The organism is Bacillus sp. NMCC4 (assembly GCF_002998555.1).
Classification (GTDB): domain Bacteria; phylum Bacillota; class Bacilli; order Bacillales; family Bacillaceae; genus Bacillus.
This window is the reverse complement of the sequence record NZ_PVRA01000002.1, coordinates 480,914-504,835: the sequence shown is the minus strand read 5'-3', so window position 1 is coordinate 504,835 and position 23,922 is coordinate 480,914. Positions and strand designations below refer to the sequence as shown.

Below are 23,922 nucleotides of genomic sequence, written 5' to 3'. Positions count from 1 at the left end.
ATCTCGAAAGCCCTACTCATCATCTATCAATAGATAAACGGCCCGAACTGGACCATGAACACCTACCACTAAATTCATCTCAATATCCGCAGAGTTACTCGGACCTGATATGAAATGAATAGCACCTTTCGCCTGCTCCCCCTCTTCTACCGAGCGATTAAGAGCCGAAACAGCCTGAATCATCCGCGGAACCACTGTGCTTTTTTCGATACACACGATATACATCATCGGTAAAAAATGCAGCGCTCTGCCTTGGCCCTGATGGGATGAAAGGACGACTGTACCTGATTCTGCAAGGGTGTAATCACTGAATACAACCGAATATGTCGCTTGTTCTGCCAGCCTGATATTTTCTTCCCTTGATGCCTCAGCATTCCATCTGGTGACTGCGAATCCTTCGTGCTGCAAGCTGTCAAACATCGGATGAAATCCATATTGTTCAAAACGATGATCGACAGGCGTCATCACAGAACCCTCTCCATACTCTGTCATCAATAATCTTAATACAGAGGGCGCTTCCTCTGGTGTTGTTTCGACCACTCTTGTGTGAATTCGTTGACATTGCTTCTTCAGTTGCTCGACTAGTTCTTCTTTAGACAAAAGTCCGTTTGTTTCCCACTGGACTTGATGCTTCCAAGCTGGACGCTGAATAGATGCAGACGGGGAGGAATCTTTACCTAATTGCTTACGGATATGAGCTAAAAACGACTCTCGGTGAGAAATGGTTCCCTTCATCACTGCTCCTCCTTCTGTCTCTTTTTAAACCAATCTCTGAATCTTTCTTTACTTGGAGCTGGCAGGTCACGAATATCTGTCCAATTCTTTAAAGGACCTATTCCTTTTGAAATCTGTCCGTTTGAAGCCATACGATTCATCAATACAGGGGCTGCTTTTGTTCCGAATTGATACATTCCGGGAGTCGATGCGCCCATTCCGAACATTTTCATCGCCATCATTTCAGCTTTAGACGCTCTCCCCTCTTTTTCAACGATGACTTGTCGATGTTTTATTAATAACTCGTGAAGCGGGATCTTTACTGGACAAGCATCTGTGCAGGCTGCGCAAAGGCTTGATGCAAAGGGGAGCTCTTGGTAGTCATCATAGCCGCCAAGAAGCGGCGAAAGAACAGCGCCAATTGGCCCCGGATAAATCGATCCGTATGAATGTCCGCCCACATGCCGGTAAACTGGGCACACATTAATACAGGCTGCGCACCGGATACATTGGAGAACAGGCTGAAAGGCAGTACCTAATATATTGGACCGCCCATTGTCTACAATGACCAAGTGAAATTCTTCTGGTCCATCCACTTCTTCTTCTCCTTTTGGCCCGACGACAGAAATATAACTTGTTAATTTCTGACCAACTGCACTTCTGCACAAAAGACCAACAAGGACATCCAGTTCCTCCATCGTTGGAACAATCCGTTCCATGCCCATAACGGCGATATGTGTCTTCGGGATAGCCGTGACAAGATCCGCATTCCCTTCATTTGTCACAAGGCAGATGGAACCTGTATTGGCGACAGCAAAATTACAGCCAGTGACACCAATATCAGCTTCGAGGAACTTTTCACGTAATATGGCTCTCACAAAACTCGTCATGTCTTCAGGTGTCTCTGACATCTCATATCCGAGCTTTTCGTGAAAGACTTCTCGTATTTGTTTTTTCGTCATATGAAGAGCAGGTGCCACAATATGTGAAGGAGGTTCATGATCATCTACTTGCAGAATATACTCGCCAAGATCGCTTTCCACCACCTCACAGCCGATCTCTTCAAGCACTTGATTCATTTCAATTTCTTCTGTGACCATTGATTTTGATTTAACGATCTTTTTGGCCGCTTTTTTCTGTGCCACATTTTGTATATACGCCGATGCCTCTTCCTTTGTTTTTGCAAAAAAGACATGTCCTCCACGTGCACTAACGCTTTCACTTAATTGGTATAAGTAGTCATCAAGATGCGTCAGCGTATGCTGCCGGATTTCCTCGCCAAGTTCTCGCCACTTTTCCCAGTTGCCAAGCTCTTCGCTCGCAGATAGCCGCCTTTCATACAGGCGTTCCTGCGCTGAGGAAACAGCACCTCTCATGACAGTATCTTCTAACCCTTCCCCGATTCGTTCTTTAAAGCCCTTCTCTCCAATTTTCATACTCATTTGCCGTTCCCCCTCTTAAAGTCAGCGGCTATTTAATACTTCTGCGATATGCATCACTTGAATGGGCTTATCAAGACGATTCAGCCTCCCGCCAATATTGAGCAGACAGCCGCAGTCAGCACCAATGATGTATTCAGCGCCTGTCTCCTCTATGCTTTGGACTTTCTCATCGACCATTTGCTCAGAAATAGGTGTCATTTTTACTGAAAAGGTTCCTCCAAAACCACAGCAATTTTCTGCGCGCGGCAATGGTGTCATCGTCAAATCTTTGACATTTGACAACAGTGTGAAAGGTGCTTCCTTAATTCGCAGCAGTCTCGTCATATGACAGGATGTGTGATAGGTTGCGTTTCCTTTCAGGCTCGCCCCTACATCTGTGACGTGTAATATATCAACAATAAACTCGGTTAATTCATATGTTTTCTCAGCAAGTGCCTCAGCTTTTGCAGTCCACACTGGATCTTCTTTTAAAAGATGAGGATATTCTAAAAACATCGCCTTACAAGAACCTGACGGCGTCACGACATATTCAGCAGATTCAAAGGCTTTGATCATGTTTTTTGCTGCTTTGATGGTTTCTTTTGTATAGCCGCTGTTAAAGGCTGGCTGTCCGCAGCACACTTGTGCCTCTGGAAATTCCACCTCTACACCGAGCCTTTCTAGTACTTTCACTGTCGCCTTTCCTACATTTGGCTGCATGGTGTCAATTAAACAGGTAACGAATAAATGGACTTTCATCGGCGAACTTCCCTTCTTTGCTGCAATTTGAATCATCACTTTGGTCATCTGATGACGAAATAACAGGCCTTATTTTCATTTTAATCCCAAATTTCTGAAATTTCAACGAAGTGATTTGTCTAAATTTGGACATATGGCATGTGTAGCTTGAATGAAAAAAACGCCCTTTTGATAGGGCGCTTGAGAAGATTTATTTTGAAATCAATTCACGAATTCTTTCTTCGATAGGTGTTAAGGGCCGGCCTAATAATGTTTCGAAATCACGGCTTTCAACAGCTAAGGCACCATCGCGAATGCCGCTTTGAATGGCTTTGACAAATGGCACAGCTTCTTTTGGTACACCATTTGAAGCTAAAAATTCTCCAAATGTGTCGACATCAATTTGCTCGACTTTGATCTCTTTTCCGCTTACCTCACTGACAATGTGTGCAAGTTCAGTATGCGTCCGAAGAGGTCCTGACAGCTCATATATCTCCTGGTCATGTACAGGAAGTGTTAACGCATTTGCGGCCGCTTCTGCGTAGTCATTTCTTGTTGCCCAGCCAACCTTGCCATCACCAATTGGACTTAAAAATGGTGCGCCGCTAACGGCTGCTAGAATCGTATCTTTTTCGTTTTCTACATACCAATTGTTTCTTAAAAACACATGAGGAATGCCAGAGGCCACAATCGCTTCTTCTGTTTTTGCATGGTCATGTGCAAGGACAAGCTGACTCTCTCTTGCACTCACAACGCTTGTATAAGCAATAAAGGATACACCAGCTGCTTTCGCCGCTTGGATGGCAGCCGTATGCTGCTGCACGCGGTCTCCTTCTGCAGTTGAAATGATCAAAAGACGGTCAATGCCTTGAAAGGCTGCCTTAAGGATGTCTGGCTGAGTAAAGTCTCCGTGGCGTACATCCACCCCAGCTTCCTTCAAATGTGCTGCTTTTTGCGGGTTTCGAACACTGACCGCAATTTGTTCAGCCGGTACCTTTGTAAGCAAATGCTGGACGACGAGCGATCCAAGTTGTCCTGTTGCGCCTGTTACTAATAACTTCATTTGTTTGACCTCCTCATTTTGTGATTCGACGGTGATGTTTTTACAGCTTTACGTATCCGTTTATTCGTTATAACCATATCGATTACAACAACTGGTGTAAAAAAAGCTCAAGTTCAGCCTGAGCTTCTTTTATTCTGACTCTGTCAACAATTGCTGGATGGTCACTTGTTTGAGGTGATTTTCAAGCGCTGCCTGAGCTTCTTTTAGTTCACTCCTCAGTTTTGTATCCATTGCTTGACCAATCGGACATGCGATGACTGGCTGATGGAAGTTAAATAATTCTTCATCCTCGCTTACATCGACAGCACGGTACACATCTAACAGCGTGATTTCCTCTGCCGGTCTTTTTAAATAAGCCCCGCCTACTCCACGGCGAATCTCAATAAGACCCGCCCGTTTGAGCATTGCCATCATTTTTCGAACAATGGCTGGATTTGAATTCACACTTTCCGCAATAAAATCCCCTGTACACTCTTTTGGAACACCTGCAATAAATGACAAAATATGAACAGCAATTGGATACCTGCTGCTAATTTGTTTCACAATCTTTCACCACCGTTGTAATCAATATAGTTACAATGAGTGATTTTGTCAATCAATAAACGGATTTTTCTTTCGATCCCAGTCCTCATATGTCATGATATCGTAGTCTTCTGCTGTATCAAGTTCAAGCGGGGCAATGCATTCAAGCAAATTCTCATCTGGGTCAAGAAAATAGATCGCTGCATGAAATTGCGGCGGATTATCCAGAACTAAAGGCTGTTCCTCTTCTGAAAAGCCAAACATTGGGTGAATACTGATGCCTTTTTCAACCAGCCAAGCCTTGATCTGTTCGATACTGGACGTTGTAATTTGAAAGGCAACGTGCCGAGTTGATGGATGGTATGGATAGGCGTTCATATCTACTTTCCACAAGCCAAGCCAGCTCTTTCCTTTCTCAATCCATAAAAAAGCAACTCGTTCATTTTCGTGAGCAAGTGTCAATTCCAATTTTTCATAAAACGCAATAGATGCCTTCAAATCACTCACAGGTAAATGGGCTTCATACAAACCTTTTATCATCATCAAAACCACTCCTTTTCTCCCTTCTATTCTGCTGGATTTGATGAGATTCCGCCTCAGCAAAACGATGTATTTTATCCCCTTCATTGGTTTGAGAAGAATGATATGTTTGATCCATTGCAGATGGGGGAAGGTGTTCAAATAAAAGAAAGGAGCGTTTCATATGCCTTGGACGATGAATGATTATCCGGCTTCATTTCAATCGTTAGATAACGTCATTCGAAAAAAAGCGCTTGAGATTGCCAACAAAATGATACAGGAAGGCTATGACGAAAATAGAGCCATCCCAATTGCGATCAGTCAAGCGAAAGAGTGGAAAAAGAATGCAACGAAGAATGAGATAGAGAATTTCTCAGCTCATGGTTCAGTCACGCCTTCTAAAAACAGCAGCTCCGCAAGACCAGAGCTCATGGATCATGCGCAGCATGTCGTCAAACATGAAGAAGGCTGGGCGGTTCAGACAGAGAAAGCGAAACGAGCAAGTGAGGTCAAAGAAACGAAACAAGAAGCAATTGACCGGGCAAAGGAGATTGCATCTAATAAAGGGACTTCTGTTGTTATTCACAGAAAAGACGGGGAAATTCAGGACGTGTTAAAACCGCAATAAGACCGCCCGTAAGCGGTCTCAGCGTGTAGGCAAACCCTCGCATTCGTTGTCAGGTCTGCGCTCCGGTGCTCGTCCTTCCTAGACTTCAAAGGTTTTCTATCACGCTGAAAAGAAGAAAGTGAAGACCGCTCGAAAGCGGTCTTTTCTTATGCATTCTTTTCTTTTTTCGCTGGTGCTTTTCTTTTTTTAGGAGCCGCTTTTTTCGCTTTGGCTGGTTTTGATCGGTCGATTGAAGCCTGTAGAGCTGCCATTAAATCAGTCACATTGGATGCAGGATCTTTTTTGCCTGTCGTTTCTGGCTGAACCGTATGTTCTCCAGATATTTTATCGCCAATTAAGTTCATCAGCTGTTCTCTGTATTCATCCTGATATGCCGCTGGATCGAAAGTTGTGGTTAATTGCTCGATTAAAAGGAGCGCTGTATCTAACTCCTTTTTCACAATGTTCTCCTCTTGGGGGATATTCGGTACATCAGATACTTGTCTAATTTCGTCAGGGAAATGAATGGTTTCCATCAGCAAAATATGTTCATAGCATCTAACGATCGCTAATTGCTCCTTTGAGCGGATCATAATTTTTGCCACGCCAATTTTCCCAGATTCCTCTAAAGCTTTTCTTAATAATGAATAAGCCTTCGCACCGCCCGTATCTGGTGATAAAAAGTAACTTCTTTCATAATAGATTGGATCAACCTCTTCTATTTTCACAAAATCAATGATTTCAACCGCTTTTTCTTCATTTTCTTTTCGCAGTTTTTCAAGCTCTTCCTCGTCTAATTCAATGAATTTATTTTTCGCATACTCGTACGCTTTGACGATTTGTTCTGGTGCCACCTCTTCCCCGCAGTTGGCACAAACCTTTTTATAGTTAATGGGCGTGTGACACTCTTTATGCAGCTGTCTTAATTTAATATCTTTGTTCTCTGTAGCAGTAAACAGCTTAACTGGAATATTGACTAGTCCAAAGCTAATGCCGCCTTTCCAAACTGTATGCATCGCGTCGCCTCCGTTCTTTTCTCCTTACTATGTAATGTTTTCGTTAGACTTATGTATGCGAATGAAAATTTCATCCCACTCTAAGAACACATCATATGAGGAAGTGACATGACAATGAAACCTATGCGATTAACGGCGGCACATGATATTCCTACCGGTTCAGACTGGGTGTATGAATTAAAATATGATGGCTTTCGGACCATCCTGATATGGGAGGAAAACGAGATTCATTTAGAAAGTAGAGCCGGAAAACGATTAAACGAACAGTTTCCTGAGGTTATTGAACAGTGCGAACAATTAAGGGACCAGTTTGCTCCTTTTTTACCACTTACGTTTGATGGGGAATTGGTCTTTTTACTGGATGAACAGCAAAGCGATTTTGCGAGGGTTCAGCAAAGAGGCAGGCTGAAAAACAAAGAGGCTATAAAGCTGCAGGCTGAGTGGTTTCCATGTCATTTGATTGCATTTGATCTATTAAGATGTACAGGGAGATCCCTTGTTGATTTACCGTTGATGGATAGGAAAAAACAGTTACAGCAAGTTTTCCAAGAAGCAAAACTTCCGCCAACTGTTCAGCTGGAGCACCCTTCCCTTCTTCAACTTATTCATACAGACACAAATCATGAATATATGAAAAAGCTGATGACGACGTATTTAGCAGAAGGACTCGTTGCGAAAAAAAAGACGAGTAAATGGCACGACAATACCCGGTCAAAAGAATGGCTGAAAGTCAAAAACTGGCGCTATGTCTCTGTCATTGTGACTCGTTTTGATAAAGAAAATGGCTATTTCCAAGGCTGTATTTATCAAGATCATCATCTCACCGAGGTTGTCCAATTCAAGCATGGGTTTTCTAAAGAAGAAGAACAAACGCTGCGTACACTCTTTCAAACAAAAGGCCAGCTAAAAGGAGCATCAGGATATGAAATCCCTCCTTCTATCGTCGCCAGCATTGCTTGTATATCCTTTGATGGATCCGCCTTAAGAGAGCCGCGTTTTTCTTCCTTTTTACTAGATACTGACCCAGCAGCATGTACGTTTCAGCAAATGCTCAAACAGCTGTATCCGCTCCCTGCCGTGATTGAGGTCACTCATCCTGAAAAACCGATTGTGCCGGCTCTTCATCTGAACAAGGCAGATTACTTACTTTATTTGAGACAAGCGGCTCCCTATCTCTTGCCCTTTTTACGTGAAAGACGACTTACTTTAATTCGGTTCCCTCATGGCGCTGGGGATGAATTCTTTTATCAAAAGTCGACACCTGATTATGCACCAGATTTTGTGTTGACCGATCAAGTTGATGATATTGCTTACACGGTCTGTAATGACCCGCAGACGCTTCTTTGGCTCGGTAACCAGCTGGCGATGGAATTTCATATTCCTTTTGAAACAAGGGATACGGACCGGCCGGTCGAAATCGTCTTTGATTTAGACCCGCCATCTGTTAACGAGTTTCATCTAGCCATAGAGGCTGCCAAGCGAATCAAAGCGCTTTTAGACGGTCTCTTTCTCACAGCCTTTATTAAAACAAGCGGCGGTAAAGGACTGCAAGTGTATATTCCATTAAAGAAAAATGCCTTCACATACGAAGAAACGAGATCATTCACCGCGTTTATATGTCAATTTTTATGTGAACAAGCCCCTGAGCTATTTACTCTAGAACGTCTTAAGAAAAAACGCGGCAATCGCTTGTATTTAGACTATATTCAGCACGATGCTGGAAAAACAATCATCGCGCCCTATTCACCAAGAGGAAATGAGCTTGGACTTGTAGCGACACCGCTTGAATGGGACGAACTCCATCAAGATGGACTTCATCCTTCTTTGTTTACCATGCCAGTTGTTATAGAGCGTCTAAAGGAAAAAGGCGATCCATTCCGCCGCATGAGGCATCTTGTAAATGATGACACTTTCAGACAAGTCTTACATCGGCTTGAAGACATCATACCGGCACATAAGATGGACATACGCGGTCATTAAGCGTTACACTTATTCATTAGAGAGTAAGAAAGGGATGACCATTTTGACCGCACATTCATTTCGAAATATAGCACTAATCTTCTTGTGCCTTTCCGCAGGAATTGTGGATGTGATTGGCTATTTGAGCCTAGGGCATGTGTTTACAGCCAATATGACAGGTAATATTGTGCTGCTTGGCATTGCAGCAGGAAGCTCCTTGCAGCTAACAGCCCTTCATTCCATCACTGCACTGAGTGGATTCGTTCTAGGGGTTTTACTTGCTGTTGTGATAGGCGGAAAGCATGAGAAAACATTTTGGCCAAAAGCCGTTACACGTATCTTTATCATAGAAGTCATGATACTACTTCTATTTGCTCTCATGACCATATTCCCTTATACACAAGGTGCTTATTTTATGCTGATTATCCTTTTAAGTATGGCCATGGGTCTCCAGACAGCGGCCGCCCGCAAATTAAATGTGGCTGGCATTTCCACAACGGTTCTAACGAGTACACTCGCTAACCTATTTGAAGATTTGGCTCAGCGCATTTCACACCGGGAAAAAAGAAAAGCTCCTATTCAGCATGTCAGTTTCATGCGAATAGGCTCTATTGTCTTTTACTGCCTAGGTGCCGCTTTAGCGGCATACACAGATGCGTACGATCCGTTTATCATCATTTGGCTGCCTATCTCAATCCTTGGGGTGATTGTGATCACTGCTGCATTGAAGCATTTTCACCAATTGAAATAGCCAATCGTTAGATGGCTATTTCAACGTTCACTCATAACTTCTCACATAAAAACCAGGAGGACGCCCCATAATGAACGTGGAGCCATACGGATATCCAGAAAATGTCCCGAATCCCCCGTATCCAGGGAAGCCGCCTAAACCAGAAAACACACCAGGGCTCACATAATATCCGCCAAAGCCGATATGAGAACCAACCGATCCGATATGTGCTCCCCCACCGCTAAAACCGCCTCCATGAAAACCTCCATAAACTCGTGGATACATACAATCACCTGCTTTCGTCTAACAACTCATCACATCATATGCATGACAAATGGAGCGGTGTTCCGACTTTTTCTTTTACTTCTATGTACAATAGACCAATTTGATAAAATGTGAATGAAAAGTCCTGCAAAAAATTAAATTAAGCAAAGAAAGGTGACCTTTTTAACTTGTTGCGCTGCCCTATGTTTATTTAGAATAATGGGGCAGGTAACAAATTTGCACACCCCCTTTGTTGCGAATTCTTCTTATTAAACGTTCTTGTAGCGTTTAATAAGAAGAGCCTATTAACAACATACAAAAAACCCTTGCTGACGATGATCAACAAGGGCGAGAGATAAATGGTGGATTAACCACCAATGATTTTTTCTGCTACTTCGAAAGAACCCGCAACGTTTTGAGTCAGAACTGACGCAGCGATCGCTAAACCTACAACGAATAATACTTTTAAACCTGTTTTCATCTTAAATCAACCCCATTCTTTTCATATGTAAATCCGCTTCTAAACTTTTGTTCAAGTAAAAAACAGACTGCTCATAAAGTGCTTGCTTTTCACAATACTTAGCAGCAAAATGTGAAAGCTCTTTTACTTCATGATATTCATTCTTCTCTTCTAACTTTCTTAATTTCTCATCAATTTGCTGAAATCTTTGTGGTGCATTCGTTAAGTAAAGGTCATGGACGATGCCTATTTTCAGCTGAAACACTTCATGAGAAGCATCTTTTATTCTGGCATACGCAGCCTCTATATATTGGCTTGCACGCTGCTTTTCACCAATCACACAGAGTTCCCGGCTGATCAGATACGTAGAATGGAAAAAGAAATCCGACTCATAATATTCTTGATGGGACAGTGCTTTTTCAAGATGACGTATTGATTCTTTCGGTTTGTTCCAAAATGAATATAAAATGGCTACATTGTGATGGAGCTGAGCCAGCATAAAGTCATCCTGCTCGCTTGTCAAAACCTCTTCCGCCAGGCGATAATTTTCAAGCGCCTCTTCATACCGGCCGATCTCTGTTTGATTCGCCGCAATGAGAGAGTATGAAAGTGCCGTTCTTCTTTCATAATGCTTGTGCCGTTTATAGACGTGAAGTGCTCTGCGGATATAGCTTAATGAGAGCATGATATGACTAAGCCGGTAGTAAAGCCAGGCCACCTTAAAATCGAAATCAGCACGTTCGATCTCACTTGGAATTTTATCTAAGAGCTTTTCAGCACTTTGATACATTTGCAATGCAACCTCGTAATTTCCTTGATGCTGCTCATACACACCCTCATAAAAATCAAAATAGTAGGCAAGTCGGTTAGACAAGTCATCCTCTTTTTTCCTGTGATGACCTTCTATACTTCTCGTTGAAACACTGCCCTTTTGCCCTCTTAAATTGTACATGAGAATGTGATGCCTCTTCTCAAGAAGAGAATAGTACATAAGGATGTCCGCATCGTCAATTTCCTCTACCGCTTGTTTCGCTTTAGCAAATAACCGTTCTGCCTCATCTGCATGATCTTTTTTGATTTCCATGTTCCAGTCATTTAATAATGATGCCAATTCCGCAACAGGAATCTTGCTCATTCTACACCCCCAATCACTTTCAGCTGCATCACATGATTTCACTAAATATGGAACTTCTATTAGCAATTGCTAATTAGTCCATTTGAGATCATTTTAATATGAATCACTTGAATCTTCAATAACCGTTTCCATTGAAAATGCGTTTCTTTCTTCTAGTCAATGATGTTTGCGTAAATATTTCACCTTTTTTCGGTTTTAAAGTACCCAATCATCTCGTGATGAAATGAAAAAAGCCCTTTTTTTGGGCTTTTTTTCCTTATTCCAATCGTATGATGGTGAGTGCCGCTCCAACCGATCCTCCCCCAAGTAACACTATTGTTGCGACTAAACCGAAAATTTGGAGAGAAATCTGGTTACCTGCTGCAAGTGTTGTAATGAGTGATACGTTGTAGGTAGATGCCGATAAAGCGGGTGTTAATATAGAACCAGGAATGGCAGATCCGCTGTTAATGATCCTTGTTCCGGCAAGCAACGCTACACTTGTGTTCACTTGATATGTGATGAAATAGCGACCTGAGACAGGCACTGTAAAAATCGTATTTCCACCACTTGCCGTAAAACCATCTAAGCTCTGATTATTAGGCAAGGAAACCGCTGTCCCGCCTATGACAACAAGCACTGTACTTCCCGACGTATTGGACGCGTACATTGAGTTAGCGGTCACAATTGTGCCGGTTGGACCTGTTACTCCTGTTGGGCCCGTTGATCCTGTTGTTCCCGTTACTCCGGTTGGACCCGTTATTCCGGTTATTCCCGTTGGACCTGTTACTCCGGTCCGGCCGGTTGATCCTGTTGAACCCGTTACTCCCGTTACTCCGGTTACTCCGGTTGCTCCCGTTGGACCTGTTGCTCCGGTTATTCCCGTTGCTCCTGTTGGACCCGTTACTCCGGTCGGGCCGGTTGATCCTGTTGGACCCGTTGGACCTGTTGCTCCGGTTACTCCGGTCGGGCCGGTTGATCCGGTCGGGCCGGTTGCTCCCGTTGATCCTGTTGGGCCGGTTGCTCCTGTTGAACCCGTTGGACCTGTTGCTCCGGTTACTCCGGTCCGGCCGGTTGATCCGGTTGTTCCCGTTGGACCTGTTGCTCCGGTCGGGCCGGTTGCTCCCGTTGCTCCCATTGGACCTGTTATTCCTCCACACATATTAAGTTGGGCGCACATGCCTCTCACTTCTTTCAAACTGTGGAATCTTTAAGACATACACACTAATACTGATAATTGAGAGAAAAAGAAACGACAATACTTCCAGTCGAGGTCCCGCCAGTAGCTACAATCCCAATGGAGTTAAGATCGCTGAGCGTAATGGATCGACTCTCTCCTGGAGGTACAGTGAAATCTGGAACAGCCGCACCGTTGACCTCTAATGTCACAGTTGGTGCTACAGCCACGATTCCGTTGTTTTCCACCATAATGGTCCCGTTTATGACAAATGGTGTTCCATCCGTCCAGACGACAACTGGATCCGCTGCTGCTGCTAAATCGACTGTGAAGCATACCGCATCATTCACAAAGCCTGTTTGCTCATTACTACACCCGCCTAAAATAGCCATTTTAACCCTCCTTCAACCTATTCTTGATAGACTATGATCTAGTGATCTATGAAGATTGTGCGATTATCCCAGACTCAAAGCCTTATTTTTTTCCTTTGTACCATGTTTAATTGAATGTCTAAGCGCGCTTGCACGTTTTCAGTGGCTTGTTTCTTTAAAATCAACATCATATCTTTTACAGTAATCGATCGACTTTCTCCTTTTTGGACACATATGTCATGACATGCTTTTTTTGTTTGAATGGTGATAGAAACTGGCACTTCTTGATCATCATGATGATGCAAAACCACTGTTGCTGTATTTAGTAATCTTGTTCCATTACGCCAGATTTCAACCGAACTGGGAGATGTTGAAAAATCAAGAAGGAGGTGGTGAGGTTCTATGTTCTTTAAAATGAGCGCATCATATACTGGCAGCTCTGCTTCAATCATTCCGCATAAAAAAGAAAGATCAACAAGGATCTTTGAACTGGATCGATACAAGACTTTCTGACAGCAAGTCGACCTCATGCAGCATGGAACAAGGAGCTCTAATACCACACAATTCTGTTCTTCATTGATGGAAATCAAAGAAAAATAGCAAGTCTTAAACACACTTCTTTCAACGAACACCCAGGAGTAGAAAGGTTCCCCATTTTCCATGATGAGCAAAAAAGGAGAACTCATTGAACGTTTGTGAGTAAAGCCTTCATTTTTTGTTTGATTAATTATCTCTTTCAGTTTACTCATCAACAGGTTTGTCACTTTCTATCAGCCCAATTCAATGCTGTATACAAATCCATATGGTCTTTTATCATATGTGCCTTTGACTATTTTGTGCGATTCGCGTAAAGATCAGCGGCAGAAAGAGAACCCATGGAACTAATCGCAAAATTTACCGAACGAAAAGTCACTTTTAAAAGCTGTTCAATTCATCTATCGCATAATACGATATTACGTCATGCTCCGCAAAAAACGACGCCAGTTATACGCAAATAAAAAAACAAATCAATACACCTTTAAAAGTGTTAAAAGGTTTATTCATACATTGTGAAAATTATCACCTTATATAAATAGGTAAATTTAAGGCATTTTTACAAAATTCGACACAAAATGCTTTTTCTCTTTGATACTATTGAATTAACCTATTTACAAATAATAGGTTAATTCAAATTAAGGAGTTGTTTTGTTTGAAAAAATCAACATTAAAAAAAGCTGTATTATCTATCGCCTTTTCTGCAACAATGTTATTTTCTATGAATACTGCAAGTGCTGCTCCGTTAGAGTGGGTCAGAGATGCTTATCCTGATCAGTGGGATTACGTATTAATTAAACAAAATGGGGTAAGTTACACTCAAGTTTGGACAAGTAGTAACAGTTATTTCCTTGTAAAATGCGAAGTATTATCTAACGGAAAATGCTTTGTTTCAAAATAAAAATATTTACAAAACGACTTCCAATTTTGGGGTCGTTTTTTACTTCAAAGTCAAACTCCTCTAAACGGGTGCTTTAAATTAAACCTCATTGAGAGCATAATCCAGGTCTAGGAAAGTCTTTGCTTTTAAACGTGTATACAATCTTTCACTCATACCGATTTCATTATATACCTTGTAATAGTTAATTTTGGAGCATATTTTGGTTTAATCTCCCTAATCTCTTTATACATAGGTTTTTCTTTACAATAACCCTATTAGCATTTTACTATATATAATAAGATCAATAACTTCCGCGCCTCAGCAGCTCTAGAAGGCTAGAGCACTGTAAAACGAATTATAGCTGGCGAGCCGCAAGGTAAGGGTTCAGAAGCATCGAAAAGCACACTAGCTGCGACAGGTGAAATTCCGTAGAGCGGCGTGTTGCCCCTAACCTATGCTTACGAAAGGAGTGCGGGTTCGAATCCCGTCTGAGACGTATGAGGTCAATGGAATTGGAGGATAAAACATCATGCATGTGTTTGAAGAATATGTAAGCAATATCGGTAATCCAAAGCTGAAGCAGCGCACACAAGACATTTTACAATGGATTTTAGACACATTCCCTCAATTAGAGCCAAGAATTGCTTGGAATCAGCCCATGTTCACAGACCACGGCACATTTATTATTGGGTTTAGCGTAGCAAAACATCACATTTCTGTCGCACCAGAAGGTAAAGGAATCGATCACTTTTCAGCTGACATTGTACAAGCGGGTTACGATCATGGAAAAAAGATGTTTCGCATGAAGGAAAGCTTGCCAGTTGATTATCCTCTCCTAAAAAAAATCATCGAATTTAATATCGAAGACAAAGCGGATTGTTCAACGTTTTGGCGAAAATAAAAAGCACCCCGATCTGAGCCATTAACAGATCGGGGTATTTTGCTGCAACATGTTATTTTGTTTTCTTCCTTACAACTTTCTGCTCAAGCCACTCATAACATGACAAAATGGTATTAACGCTCCTTTGGCATATCGGCAAATATACAACAGCGACCGCTGTTAAACACGCTATGACAGCACCTGCTAAGACATCAAATGGATAATGGACACCTACCCAAATCCTTGAAAAACCAACGGCGCACGCAATGATCAGCCAATAAACATGGCGTTTGTGAAAAAGCCAAAAGATCAGACAAACAGAAAAAATAAAGATGGTATGATCACTCGGAAAAGAGTTATTTACTTCCTTCTGAATCAAAAGATTGACATGACTCATTTCGGCAAAGGGCTGCTGGTTGGAATAAAAAATTCCTGCAATTTTGCCAATTAACTCTGCCAATATGAAAGTAAATCCGGCAGATACGACCACCCGCCTATTGGTTCTGATCCGATTTTGAAACCATATGAACAGACACATGAGCGCTGCTAACAGCACTGTATATTCAGCTAGTCCAATGAATAACGGATTCAAGTAACCATGATCGATACTGAGCTGATTCACCCACCTAAATAAATCTTCATTATATCCCTGCATCTCATTTCATCCCTTTTTCCTCGATTTATGACAAGGATAATTGAAATGAGATGACCGCTCCATCGATCGAACGAACAAACCATGGAATCATATGACATGTTTGTCACTTTGCTGTCACCTGCACATCATTCACTGAGTGCTCTATAGAGAGTGATGCTGCTCCCATTCCTTTTTTAGCAAAGCATATTGATACGTATTTTCATATTTAGGGGTGCCGTCCTCATAAGTAGTAAATGAAATAAACTCAAGAAAAAGGCCTTCTTTCCGCATGCCTAATCGCTCACATAATGCCTGTGAACGGACATTATCATCTTCTACATAGGCATAAAGCCGCCTTGCTCCCTTTTCTACAAATAAATAGGTCAAGAATGCTTCAGCACTCTCACGTGCATACCCCTTTCCTTCATATGCTGCATTGAAATTCCAGCCGATTGAATACGTATCAGGCTCCTCTTTTAAATGAAACAACTCACCGATAATTAGTTGACTTTCTTTTAAACAAACCGCTACATATGAATGATCTTCTTTTCTCTTTTGCACTTTAGCCACAGCTTCTTCTAATGAAAAAATTCGATCACTAAGAAAACAATTTACTCTTGGATTAGACAAGTACTCCAGCATCCCTGCCGCATCTTCTTCGCAAAACGGTCTAAGAATTAAACGATTCGTTTCTAATTGATTCATAAATGACTCCTCTTTGCATCATTTCGTGTTTTCTAGTCTCTCCATATTTTAGATGACATGCACCTGCTTTGACAATCAAGTTGTTGTGAAGTGTCTTCAAATAAACGAAACTCATAAAAAGCATTTTTGCTATTAAATAATTTGATCAAAACTGATAAAATAGAACATAAGTTTGTATTTTATTAAAAAGGGGTTACTTGATGTGATCAAAACAGTGGATGGTAACATTTTAGAGGCAAGTGAAGACATCTCTGTCATCAGGTGAACTGTAAAGGGGTCATGGGCGCTGGATTAGCCAAACAAATCAAAAGCAAATACCCCAATGTATACAAAAAGTATAAACAATTATGTACAGAACAAGGAGATGACTTGTTAAGCTCCGTTCAACTCATTACAACTAATGACGGAAAAACAATTGCCAACTTATTTGCTCAAACTGGATACGGTAGAAAAAGAATGCAAACGGACTACGATGCCTTACGCAGCTGCTTACAAAGCCTAAAAGACACAGTAACCCATTCAAATGAAAAGAAAAACCAAACTTCCATCGCCATTCCTTACGGGATCGGCTGTGGATTGGCGGGCGGCGATTGGACGATTGTTGAAGACATGATTGAAGAGGTATTGGGTGATTGTGAAGTGACGGTTTATTGGTTTCGATAAAGGGAATGAGGTTTTTATGAAATATATAAAATACAGTCATACAAAAACCCTCCTTAAATTGGAGGGTAATGTGTGTTAGCTGTTATTTTTATTTTTTATATAATTTAACACAGTTTCTTTATCTTCCTCATCTTCAGGGAGAATGCCGAATGTTTCATATTCCCAAACCTCTATTCTCTGAATGCCATAAAGCCCTATATTGAGAATATCTTCATAGCCGTACTCAATTGAAAACTTCCCTGACTTCTCCAGCTGAAGGGTAGCTGTTGTCCAAGCTCCTAAACCATTTTTTATATACTCCTTTTTCAAATCTTCAAAGACTTCACTGAGTTCAACTAATAAATGGTCATAAGTAGAGTCACTTACTCTATATCTTTCTGGAATATCATGTCCATAAACACATTCTTCATTATTAGGTTCAGTAAAATAAAAAGTAATTCCAGCTGAATCGTCTAGAATTTCAGCGTACATCCAAACTTTATCCCAATCACATGGTATAATTTCATTAATTGCTTCTGCAATTTTTTTATAATATTGTTCTATTGATTCCACTAGTATTAACCTCCAGGTTGATTTTTAATAGTTTCACGAACGGAACGTTTTCCAATTTTATATCTCACTACAAAACTTTCAGGTCTTAATGAATCATCTTTATAGATAGGCCGAATACTAACCTCTACATGTTTAGGTGGGTCTTTCCTCAAGGCTGCTAACCACTCTTGTTCTATCTGATACCATTTCCCACCACTTCGATTGATCTGTGAATTCATAGGTATGAGATTATCAATATCCCCAGACCCTTTAAAAATAGAGGCAATCAAATGACCTCCATCATCATCTAGTAATCGATCAGGCTTTCCTGAATTGGACTGAGCATATTGGTTTCTTTTGATCTCTCCGTATTTTAAATCACTTGCTTCGACTTTGACAATTCTTCCGTAGTGGTCGGTTGTGTAGGTGTACCCTTGCTTTGTTGAATAAACGACATTTGGTTTTAATACTTTTTTACGTTTCCACCTCACATAGTGGTCTCCGTAACTGACAACGGTTGGCGGTGATTTTGGTGCTGGTAATCGTCTGCCTGTCTTAGAGATTCCGTATCCTGAATTGTTGTCTAGACGCTTTGCCATGGAGAGGAGTTTATTTTTAAGATTTTCTCCGTCAAAAACGTTATACGGTAGCTTCGGTCCACCAGCCATTTGAAACTTTGGTGAATATGGCAATAGGCTAGGAATGGAGACTCTGTCTAATGATTTTGCTCCTTGTTCAAGCCCTTTCTTCACCGTAGTTTTGGCCGCTGTTGTCCCCGTTTTTGTGATGGCTCCTGCCCCTTTAGAACCAAAGACGATTTCTGCTAGAGAACCAGTCGCATAGGCGAACCAGTGTGAACGAGAATACGCATCACCATCTATGACTTCTTTTTGGAATGAGTCTGAAATTGATTTTCCAATCGCTTTCGATGTTTCAATTGGGTGAGAAACAGCCGTAACGACTGATTCAACGGCACCTCCAGGGTCTGTTACAAGATCGTAGATGCCAACTACTGTATCTTTGGCCACATCATATAGACCCACTGCAGCACCTTTTACACTATCAACGAATACATCTGAAGCTTCTTCCTGCTCTTTGATTTGGAGCAGCTGGCTGTAATACATTTTTTGATCGTAAGAAAGATTTTCATATCCAATTTCATCTACAATCTCAAAGTATTTCTCTACTGATATACACGAAGGATCATTGAGCTTTTCTTTCAATTCTTTGATTCTTCGTTTCTCTTTTTCTTCTTTTTTTACTTTTAAATATGCTTTCACCTGTGCATCGATTTTATCATGATTCTTGTACACATCTGTCTCGTGAAATGCTTTTGCATCATAATACATGGGCTGAGCGTTCTTACCTTTTCCTGTAGCAGCCATCATTTTTGAATAAAAAGTTGCAAGATGTTTTTCAATCGCTTCTGACTTTGCGTATTCTGTTTTTAGGGCATGATCTAATGTATGTATAGCCTCAATTGCATCTTTTCTTTTTTTGTTCGCATCATCTAAGTGCTCGTCTACCTCTTTGCTCGAAAATGTCTGCAATTCAATCAAATCACTAATATCGTCAAAAATAGCCGTAAGGGCTTCTTTTTGTTCCTTCACCATATCTTTATTGTTCTGAATGCCTTGCTTCAATTGAGCGTCTAAGAAGTGCTCGTCAATAAATGTACTACCGCCTAATGATTCATCATCAAGCTTTCCTTTCACTCCATCTAAAAAAGCCTTTTGCATATCGATAAAATCAAGATAAGTGTCCGTGTATAGTGCAAGATCATTATAAAAAGCTTTGATATTATCTGCACCTTTTCCAGTAAACTCGTCACCTAATCCCGATACACTTTTTAATGCTTTTTTCACAAGTTTCATTTCTTCTTGAAGCTCATGATAGGCCTTTGACCTCTGTTCAACAGCTGATAGTAAAGATGGAGCATCTAATATTTTCATATAAAAAAGACTCCTTTTATGGAATATTCTTTTACTAGAATACCATAAGGAGCCTGACACTTTATACCACTTTATCCATTTATGAATATCCTTTTTTACTTCAGGGGCATTCCTTAGTTTTCTTAATTAGATCTTTATTTTATAAAGTAATTTTCTCGTTCTAAACCCTTAATAATATCTTTTATTTTTCGGTCACCTCTTGAATAAAAAGCCAAAAAAATAGTTTTAAATATTTTAGGCAATAATTTATAGGTTTCAATTTTTGAACAAAGATGAATGAATTTATCCTTTGATTTTTGTAAGTTTTCTATTTGATCCACTGGATAAAGAATATATTCATCTTCAATAAAAATTGATTGAATTATTAATTCCTTATAAAAAATATCAATATGAATTTGTTCTGTATTTTTATTTACATCGTGATCAAAATTCATATTTTTAACTTTCTCAAATATTTCTTTTTTTATTAAATCTAACTTTTTTTTGATTTTTATGCGTTTTATATTTGGTTGATAATGAGATACCTTTGTTTGAATATAATTCATACCAATAACTTTTGCTACAACCGTTCTATGATTACCATCTCCAGAAGTGAAGTAACAATCTAAATCTTCTAAATAGCTAAGATGAATTTTCCTATCCTGATCTTCCTTAAATGACTTTTTATAGCTTTCTAAACCTTTTTTCTCTAGGCTATCTATAAGATAATCCACTCTACTTCCCATCGCATCAAAATTTTCTAACCAAGAGTCTTTACTTTTAACTCGGTATGCTCCCACAATTTTACTTACCTCAACTAATCTCTCCTTCTCTTCTTCCATTTTAGGCACATACTTATATAATCTAAAATCAGGATAATTATGTGGATATGTAGTACTCATATTCTCTATTTGACTTTCAGATACTCCTGCCCTAACAATTTTTTTTATTCTCTCAGACATTCTCTTTCAACTCACTTCTATTTAAGATTTGCAAAAATTTTATTTATTAAAAGCCCCTCCATTTGGCGCTGTCCCCCCGTTTTTACACTTTTAGAATCTTGGGCATCTATGAAATATGTTCAGGAGCGACTTGGCCATAAAAGCATTCGAGTAACATCTGATATTTATTCTCATATTAGCAAAAAAATTGACATGGATTCAATGAATAAATATGAAGAGCACATCTCCAAGATCATGGAGTGATTTTTTCATCATTTTTTGTGGGTGATACCTGTTTCATTTTAAAAGATAAGAAACACCCCCAAAAACAATAAACCCCTGAAGCCAATGGCTCCAAGGGGTTTTATTTATTAATACTGAGACATATACTGATCGCGTTCCCATGGGTGTACTTGGGTTCTAAACATATCCCATTCGATTTCTTTTGATTCGATGAAGTGCTCGAATAAGTGATCGCCTAGTGCGTTGATCATGACTTCGTTTGATTTCAGCAGCTCAAGTGCTTCTGCAAGTGTTGCAGGCAGGTCAGAGATGCCATTTTCAAGACGCTCTTCTTTGTCCATGACATAAATGTTTCTGTCGATTGGTGCTGGTGCGTCCAATTTGTTTTTGATTCCGTCTAGACCTGCTGCAAGTAATACGCTTAGTGCAAGGTATGGGTTTGCAGATGGGTCTACGCTGCGCACTTCTACACGTGTGCTGATGCCGCGTGATGCAGGGATACGGATCAATGGACTGCGGTTTTGTGCACTCCATGCAACGTAGCAAGGTGCTTCATAACCAGGTACAAGACGCTTGTAAGAGTTAACCGTTGGGTTTGTGACCGCTGTGAAGCTTGTTGCGTGCTTGACGATACCTGCGATAAAGTGTCTAGCAGTCTCGCTTAATTGTAAATCTGCTTTTTCATCAAAGAATGCGTTTTTGCCATTTTTGAATAATGATAGGTTACAGTGCATACCAGAACCGTTTACACCGAACAATGGTTTTGGCATGAATGTCGCATGAAGACCGTGCTTTCTCGCAATCGTTTTGACAACGAGTTTGAACGTTTGAATGTCATCACAAGAACGGATGGCGCCTGCATATTTGAAATCAATTTCATGCTGTCCAGGTGCTACTTCATGGTGAGACGCTTCAATTTCAAAGCCCATTTCTTCAAGCTCAAGCACGATATCACGGCGGCAGTTTTCGCCTAGATCTGTTGGTGCAAGGTCAAAGTATCCACCTTTATCGTTTAGTTCAAGCGTTGGCTCGCCTTTTTCATCTAATTTAAATAAGAAGAATTCTGGCTCAGGTCCAAGGTTGAAATCACTAAATCCTAGTTCTTCCATTTCCTTTAAGACACGCTTTAAGTTATTACGTGGGTCTCCATCAAATGGTGTCCCGTCCGGCTTGTAAATGTCACAAATAAAGCGTGCAACTTTACCTTTTTCTGCTGTCCAAGGGAAAATAACAAATGTGTTGAGATCTGGGTATAGATACATATCTGATTCTTCAATACGTACGAAGCCTTCAATAGATGAACCGTCAAACATACATTTGTTATCGAGAGCTTTTTCTAACTGGCTCACAGGAATTTCAACATTTTTAATCGTTCCGAGAATGTCTGTAAATTGCAGACGAATGTACTTTACGTTTTCCTCATTTACTAATTTTACGATATCTTCTCTTGTGTATTTTGCCATTTCGTAAAACTCCTCCCCTACAAAAGGTAAAATTGTATAGCAATGCTTTTGCTAATTCGTTAACGGAAGAACCTTGACATATCCCCCTGCCTAAAGGTCGTTCCTTGTTGGAAACGTCCAGCCTGAATGAGTTCTTTCTTCAGTAGCTTCCTGAGTTCATCATCTGTCAAGTTGTGCTTGGCTGTGGTTTTCTCCTCGGCCTTTGTATTAGACGCTGGATGTTCTGCCTCAGCTTTGGCAAAAAGTTTTTTGATTCCTGCCATGTTTACACCTTGTTCGATGAGGTTTTTAATTTCTAGTAATTTATCAACATCATGGAAAGAAAATAATCGGCGATTCCCATCACTTCTTGCTGGAAATACTAATCCATTTTCCTCATAATAGCGAATTTGCCTTGCAGATAATTCTGTTAGCTGCATGACAATCCCAATTGGGAATAAAGGCATTGAGCGGCGAATGTTATCACTCATCTCAACTGTCTCCTCCTCTTTGCTTAAATTTATTATATGTCATGTTATATTATGTGTCAACACTATGTTAGGAATATTAACATGGATTTTTTTATTGAGCAGGTATGTCGATAAAACCTTGTTCCAATAAGGCATCTACAGCACTGCAAATCGCATTTTTCACATGGGCATACGTGAGTCCGCCTTGAACGTAGGCTGTATAAGGCGGTCTGATCGGTCCATCGGCTGACAATTCGATACTAGCTCCTTGGACGAAGGTGCCCGCTGCCATGATGACATCATCCTCGTAGCCCGGCATATAGCTCGCATGCGGTGTGACGTGACTGTTGATCGGAGATGCATATTGAATCGCCTGGCAGAACACAATCATTTTGTTAGGATCGCCAAATTCGACTGATTGAATCAAATCCGTTCTTTTCGCATTCCACGCTGGGTTCGTTTGGAACCCGAGCTTCTCAAGAAAACGAGCCGTGAACACTGCGCCCTTTAAGCTTTGCGCCACAACATGCGGTGCTAAGAAAAATCCTTGATACATTTCCTGGAGCGCATACAGCGATGCACCCGCTTCACTGCCGATGCCCGGAGATGTCATTCGATAAGAGCAAGCTTCTACCCATTTTTCTTTTCCAACGATGTAGCCGCCTGTTTTGGCAAGGCCGCCGCCTGGGTTTTTAATGAGAGAACCTGCCATAAGATCCGCTCCCACATGACATGGTTCTTGTAATTCAGTAAATTCACCATAACAGTTGTCCACAAACAAAATGATTTCTTCATTGATCTCTTTTACAAATGAGATCATTTGCTCGATTTCTTCTATTGTAAAGGAGGGTCTTGACGCATAGCCTTTCGAACGCTGAATGCCGATCATTTTTGTTTTAGAGGAGATTGACTCTTTTACTTTGTCATAATCGACGGATCCATCTTGTCTTAAATCAATGGCCTTGTAATCAATCTGGAAATCTTTTAATGAGCCTGTCCCTTCTTTGCCGCGGATCCCTACAATTTCTTCTAGCGTATCGTATGGTTTTCCTGTCATATAGATCAATTCATCGCCAGGTCTCAGCACACCAAATAACGCAATGGAAATCGCATGTGTGCCGGAAATGATCTGCGGACGCACAAGGCCGCTTTCTCCTCCGAAGACATCCGCGTAGATCTTTTCTAACGTGTCTCTTCCCATATCATCATAGCCATATCCAGTTGTCGGGTTAAAGTGAGAGTCACTGACTTTATGCTTTCGGTAGCTTTCAAGCACCCGCCACTCATTTTGTTCGCTCTTTTGATCAATTTGCTGATGCATGTGTAAAATGTCTTGTTCTGTTTCTGCTGCTACTTTTTCTAAAATACTGCCGTGTTTTAATGTATGAAACAT

At 40.8% G+C, this 23,922-nt stretch carries 26 protein-coding genes and 1 pseudogene; 7 read left to right on the top strand and 20 right to left on the bottom strand.

Annotation, left to right across the window (positions count from 1 at the left end):
• Positions 1–12: 12 nt before the first annotated feature.
• The 6 genes from C6Y02_RS06805 to C6Y02_RS06780 all read right to left on the bottom strand — a co-directional run bounded on the left by C6Y02_RS06805 (position 13) and on the right by C6Y02_RS06780 (position 5,001).
• Complete coding sequence (locus C6Y02_RS06805; RefSeq protein WP_106030935.1) at positions 13–735, bottom strand: LutC/YkgG family protein; 723 nt, start codon at positions 733–735, stop codon at positions 13–15.
• The gene (locus C6Y02_RS06800; RefSeq protein ID WP_106030934.1) at positions 735–2,156 is read right to left on the bottom strand and encodes a LutB/LldF family L-lactate oxidation iron-sulfur protein; all 1,422 of its coding nucleotides are present in this window, start codon (positions 2,154–2,156) and stop codon (positions 735–737) included. The genes C6Y02_RS06805 and C6Y02_RS06800 overlap by 1 nt, the downstream gene beginning before the upstream one ends.
• 21 nt (positions 2,157–2,177) lie before the next feature.
• Entirely contained in the window at positions 2,178–2,894 is a 717-nt protein-coding gene (locus tag C6Y02_RS06795) for a (Fe-S)-binding protein (protein WP_066031759.1), read from the bottom strand.
• A 190-nt stretch (positions 2,895–3,084) separates the two neighbouring features.
• Positions 3,085–3,936: an SDR family oxidoreductase gene (locus C6Y02_RS06790; protein ID WP_106030933.1), complete on the bottom strand. Its 852-nt coding sequence runs from the start codon at positions 3,934–3,936 to the stop codon at positions 3,085–3,087.
• Positions 3,937–4,065: 129 nt separating this feature from the next.
• Positions 4,066–4,479 carry an Rrf2 family transcriptional regulator gene (locus C6Y02_RS06785; protein WP_106030932.1) on the bottom strand — a complete coding sequence of 138 codons (414 nt, stop codon included), beginning with the start codon at positions 4,477–4,479 and terminating at the stop codon, positions 4,066–4,068.
• Positions 4,480–4,527: 48 nt separating this feature from the next.
• Entirely contained in the window at positions 4,528–5,001 is a 474-nt protein-coding gene (locus C6Y02_RS06780; protein ID WP_060596412.1) for a VOC family protein, read from the bottom strand.
• Positions 5,002–5,161: 160 nt separating this feature from the next.
• Between C6Y02_RS06780 and C6Y02_RS06775 the strand changes: the two genes are divergently transcribed.
• Complete coding sequence (locus tag C6Y02_RS06775) at positions 5,162–5,605, top strand: DUF2188 domain-containing protein (RefSeq protein ID WP_060596411.1); 444 nt, start codon at positions 5,162–5,164, stop codon at positions 5,603–5,605.
• Between the two features lie 146 nt (positions 5,606–5,751).
• Here C6Y02_RS06775 and ku read toward each other — a convergent pair whose 3' ends face one another.
• A complete protein-coding gene (gene ku, locus C6Y02_RS06770; protein ID WP_106030931.1) occupies positions 5,752–6,600 on the bottom strand; it encodes a non-homologous end joining protein Ku in 849 nt (282 codons plus the stop codon).
• Positions 6,601–6,714: 114 nt separating this feature from the next.
• Between ku and C6Y02_RS06765 the strand changes: the two genes are divergently transcribed.
• A complete protein-coding gene (locus C6Y02_RS06765) occupies positions 6,715–8,580 on the top strand; it encodes a DNA ligase D (protein WP_106030978.1) in 1,866 nt (621 codons plus the stop codon).
• 34 nt (positions 8,581–8,614) lie between these two features.
• Complete coding sequence (locus C6Y02_RS06760) at positions 8,615–9,310, top strand: YoaK family protein (RefSeq protein ID WP_106030930.1); 696 nt, start codon at positions 8,615–8,617, stop codon at positions 9,308–9,310.
• A 27-nt stretch (positions 9,311–9,337) separates the two neighbouring features.
• Here C6Y02_RS06760 and C6Y02_RS06755 read toward each other — a convergent pair whose 3' ends face one another.
• The 5 genes from C6Y02_RS06755 to C6Y02_RS06735 all read right to left on the bottom strand — a co-directional run bounded on the left by C6Y02_RS06755 (position 9,338) and on the right by C6Y02_RS06735 (position 13,424).
• The gene (locus tag C6Y02_RS06755; protein ID WP_060596409.1) at positions 9,338–9,574 is read right to left on the bottom strand and encodes a hypothetical protein; all 237 of its coding nucleotides are present in this window, start codon (positions 9,572–9,574) and stop codon (positions 9,338–9,340) included.
• Positions 9,575–10,035: 461 nt separating this feature from the next.
• Positions 10,036–11,148 carry a response regulator aspartate phosphatase gene (locus tag C6Y02_RS06750; protein WP_106030929.1) on the bottom strand — a complete coding sequence of 371 codons (1,113 nt, stop codon included), beginning with the start codon at positions 11,146–11,148 and terminating at the stop codon, positions 10,036–10,038.
• A gap of 256 nt (positions 11,149–11,404) precedes the next feature.
• Positions 11,405–12,265, bottom strand: a complete 861-nt coding sequence (locus C6Y02_RS06745; protein WP_223256505.1) for a BclA C-terminal domain-containing protein — start codon at positions 12,263–12,265, stop codon at positions 11,405–11,407.
• An 86-nt stretch (positions 12,266–12,351) separates the two neighbouring features.
• Positions 12,352–12,696: a DUF3992 domain-containing protein gene (locus C6Y02_RS06740; protein ID WP_034660755.1), complete on the bottom strand. Its 345-nt coding sequence runs from the start codon at positions 12,694–12,696 to the stop codon at positions 12,352–12,354.
• Between the two features lie 74 nt (positions 12,697–12,770).
• Complete coding sequence (locus tag C6Y02_RS06735; RefSeq protein WP_060596385.1) at positions 12,771–13,424, bottom strand: CotZ-related putative spore coat protein; 654 nt, start codon at positions 13,422–13,424, stop codon at positions 12,771–12,773.
• 440 nt (positions 13,425–13,864) lie between these two features.
• Here C6Y02_RS06735 and C6Y02_RS06730 point away from each other — a divergent pair, with 440 nt between their 5' ends.
• Both C6Y02_RS06730 and C6Y02_RS06720 read left to right on the top strand, forming a co-directional pair.
• A complete protein-coding gene (locus C6Y02_RS06730) occupies positions 13,865–14,110 on the top strand; it encodes a hypothetical protein (RefSeq protein WP_034660753.1) in 246 nt (81 codons plus the stop codon).
• A gap of 508 nt (positions 14,111–14,618) precedes the next feature.
• On the top strand, positions 14,619–14,990 hold the full coding sequence (locus tag C6Y02_RS06720) for an iron chaperone (protein ID WP_034660752.1): 372 nt from the start codon (positions 14,619–14,621) through the stop codon (positions 14,988–14,990).
• A 52-nt stretch (positions 14,991–15,042) separates the two neighbouring features.
• Here C6Y02_RS06720 and C6Y02_RS06715 read toward each other — a convergent pair whose 3' ends face one another.
• Together C6Y02_RS06715 and C6Y02_RS06710 are read right to left on the bottom strand one after the other, a co-directional pair.
• Entirely contained in the window at positions 15,043–15,624 is a 582-nt protein-coding gene (locus C6Y02_RS06715; RefSeq protein WP_106030927.1) for an undecaprenyl-diphosphatase, read from the bottom strand.
• Positions 15,625–15,765: 141 nt separating this feature from the next.
• The gene (locus tag C6Y02_RS06710; protein ID WP_034660750.1) at positions 15,766–16,308 is read right to left on the bottom strand and encodes a GNAT family N-acetyltransferase; all 543 of its coding nucleotides are present in this window, start codon (positions 16,306–16,308) and stop codon (positions 15,766–15,768) included.
• A 279-nt stretch (positions 16,309–16,587) separates the two neighbouring features.
• On the opposite strand from C6Y02_RS06710, the gene C6Y02_RS06705 reads away from it, so the two are divergent.
• Entirely contained in the window at positions 16,588–16,971 is a 384-nt protein-coding gene (locus C6Y02_RS06705) for a macro domain-containing protein (RefSeq protein ID WP_262982081.1), read from the top strand.
• A 75-nt stretch (positions 16,972–17,046) separates the two neighbouring features.
• Here C6Y02_RS06705 and C6Y02_RS06700 read toward each other — a convergent pair whose 3' ends face one another.
• The 3 genes from C6Y02_RS06700 to C6Y02_RS06690 form a co-directional block, all read right to left on the bottom strand.
• The gene (locus C6Y02_RS06700) at positions 17,047–17,523 is read right to left on the bottom strand and encodes an immunity protein YezG family protein (protein WP_106030926.1); all 477 of its coding nucleotides are present in this window, start codon (positions 17,521–17,523) and stop codon (positions 17,047–17,049) included.
• A gap of 5 nt (positions 17,524–17,528) precedes the next feature.
• On the bottom strand, positions 17,529–19,454 hold the full coding sequence (locus C6Y02_RS06695; RefSeq protein WP_106030925.1) for a T7SS effector LXG polymorphic toxin: 1,926 nt from the start codon (positions 19,452–19,454) through the stop codon (positions 17,529–17,531).
• A gap of 134 nt (positions 19,455–19,588) precedes the next feature.
• The gene (locus C6Y02_RS06690) at positions 19,589–20,395 is read right to left on the bottom strand and encodes a hypothetical protein (protein WP_189318241.1); all 807 of its coding nucleotides are present in this window, start codon (positions 20,393–20,395) and stop codon (positions 19,589–19,591) included.
• An 87-nt stretch (positions 20,396–20,482) separates the two neighbouring features.
• Here C6Y02_RS06690 and C6Y02_RS19785 point away from each other — a divergent pair.
• Positions 20,483–20,638 (top strand): annotated as a pseudogene (locus C6Y02_RS19785) (site-specific integrase); the annotation flags it as partial.
• Between the two features lie 107 nt (positions 20,639–20,745).
• Here the strand turns inward: C6Y02_RS19785 and glnA are convergent.
• The 3 genes from glnA to C6Y02_RS06670 all read right to left on the bottom strand — a co-directional run bounded on the left by glnA (position 20,746) and on the right by C6Y02_RS06670 (position 23,922).
• Positions 20,746–22,080, bottom strand: coding sequence for a type I glutamate--ammonia ligase (gene glnA / locus C6Y02_RS06680; RefSeq protein ID WP_060596374.1), 1,335 nt, complete (start codon positions 22,078–22,080; stop codon positions 20,746–20,748).
• 59 nt (positions 22,081–22,139) lie between these two features.
• Complete coding sequence (locus C6Y02_RS06675; protein WP_060596372.1) at positions 22,140–22,550, bottom strand: MerR family transcriptional regulator; 411 nt, start codon at positions 22,548–22,550, stop codon at positions 22,140–22,142.
• Positions 22,551–22,641: 91 nt separating this feature from the next.
• The gene (locus C6Y02_RS06670; protein WP_106030923.1) at positions 22,642–23,922 is read right to left on the bottom strand and encodes a methionine gamma-lyase family protein; all 1,281 of its coding nucleotides are present in this window, start codon (positions 23,920–23,922) and stop codon (positions 22,642–22,644) included.